This window comes from Mangrovicoccus sp. HB161399, from assembly GCF_013184745.1.
Taxonomy (GTDB): domain Bacteria; phylum Pseudomonadota; class Alphaproteobacteria; order Rhodobacterales; family Rhodobacteraceae; genus Mangrovicoccus.
On sequence record NZ_JAATVU010000219.1, the window covers coordinates 1 to 1,677 of the forward strand.

Genomic DNA, 1,677 nt, shown 5'->3' on the forward strand with positions numbered 1-1,677 from the left:
GGCTCTGACTCAATTTTGATGCAGGCCTTTGCCTATGGCATCGCGGTGATCCTCGCCTTCAGCGTTGCGACACCAGCCCGGCCGTACATTTGCCGCTTCAGCATCTTCAGGCGGTTGATCTGTCCCTCGGTCTGGCCGTTCGACCATGGTTCGCTCAAGGCTGCGGCTACCGCGTCGCAATCTTTCCGGAGGCTACGGGCAAAGGCACCCAGCATGCTGTCCTCGGCCTCATCCAGCCAGGGAGCCAGCGCGGCTTCCGCGCCGTAGCGGACCATGTCGGCAAACCTGTCCGCCAGCGTCCGGGCGGTCGCCAGGGCTGGTAGCGCTGCCTCGATGCGGACAAACATGAACGCGTCTTCCCGATTCAAGCGGTCCCGACTCGAGGTCAGCAACCGCGCGATCTTGCAGGCGGGTGGCGATTTTCCCGTTCCCGCGGGGACCGCCCGCTCGGCGCGGCGCTGGCGGGTGGCCCATTCTCCGACGACCCTTAGGCTGCCCCGGAAACCTGCGGAACGCAGTCGGCGCCAGAGTTCGGCGCCGTTCCGGCAGCCGCCGGTCCATTCGCGCTCCAGCCTGGGCAGCCACGGCGTCAGGCTGCTCTCGCGGATGCGGAAGACATCTTCGCGCTCGCCGCGAATGACCTGCCGGACAAGTTTGCGGCTGCGGCCGGTCTGGCGCATGATCTGCCGGATCGGCATGCCGCCATCGGCCAGCTGGCGAACCATGCGGTTGGTCTGCTGGCGCCGCAGAAAGCCTTCATACTGCAATTTTTCTACCGCCGTCAGCATCTTGGGGTCCACCGTACGGCCACCGACCGCCTTGCGGATCGCGGGCATGCTCCTCTTCACAGCCAGCAGGAAGGCTTCGCTCGCGTTCTCGAGCAGGTGCCAGCGATCGGCGACCTGGATCGCGTCTGGCAGGGCCCGCGACACCGCGCCTGCATAGCCGCCATTGCGGTCCCGCGCGACGATCCCGATCTGCGGGTGGTTCCTCAGCCAGGCCTCGACGGTTGCCGGTTCGCGATCGGGCAGAAGGTCAATGACCCGGTGCCGTTCGAGGTCGCAGATCAGCGTCCCGTAGCGCTGCCCCTTCCGCCAGGCCCAGTCATCGATGCCGATGGCACGCAGTTCCGTCATCTCGTCCGGTTCGGGAGTGCCCAGGCTGCGCAGGAAGGCATCCTTGCTGACGCGGAGAAGGAGCCGCCATCCGAGCGCCTGGGCAGGACGGCCGCCGAGGGCCAGGGCGAGCTGGCGGACCAGTCCCTGCATCCGCGTGGTCCGCCGCCGCCAGGGCCGGGCGGCCTCCGGGCGGAGACGTTCCGAGAAGATCGCCCGGGGGCATCGCGGCGCGCAGCACCGGAAGCGCCGGACCACGACGAGAACACGGACTTCCAGCCCGTGCGCAGGCAGGTCGGCGAGCTGGCGGACGTAATGGCTGTGTACATGTCGGGACCGCCTTCCGCAGCACGGGCAGGCCTCCGTAGCGGCGGCGGCGCGTGCGGAGATTTCGATGAGGCCAGCCCCGGCGGAGACTTTCCCGACGACAAGACCAGCTGGAAGCAGCGTTTTCATGCTCAATCGTTGCATCTCGCTTATCCTCCTGAACTTACGTCAGAAAGATAGGTGCCCCGAATGCGCGGCCTGCATCAAAATTGAGTCAGAGCCCCCTTTCAGAGCC

1 protein-coding gene is annotated in these 1,677 nt (G+C 66.8%); it reads right to left on the minus strand.

Annotated features, from left to right (window positions below; all coding sequences use genetic code 11):
• Positions 1-32: 32 nt before the first annotated feature.
• Positions 33-1,586 carry an ISL3 family transposase gene (locus HCC78_RS32420; RefSeq protein ID WP_172332801.1) on the minus strand — a complete coding sequence of 518 codons (1,554 nt, stop codon included), beginning with the start codon at positions 1,584-1,586 and terminating at the stop codon, positions 33-35.
• Positions 1,587-1,677: the final 91 nt, after the last annotated feature.

Coding starts and splice junctions, on each gene's coding strand:
- HCC78_RS32420 (WP_172332801.1), bottom strand. CDS start 1,586: ATGCAACGATTGAGCATGAAAACGCTGCTTCCAGCTGGTCTTGTCGTC.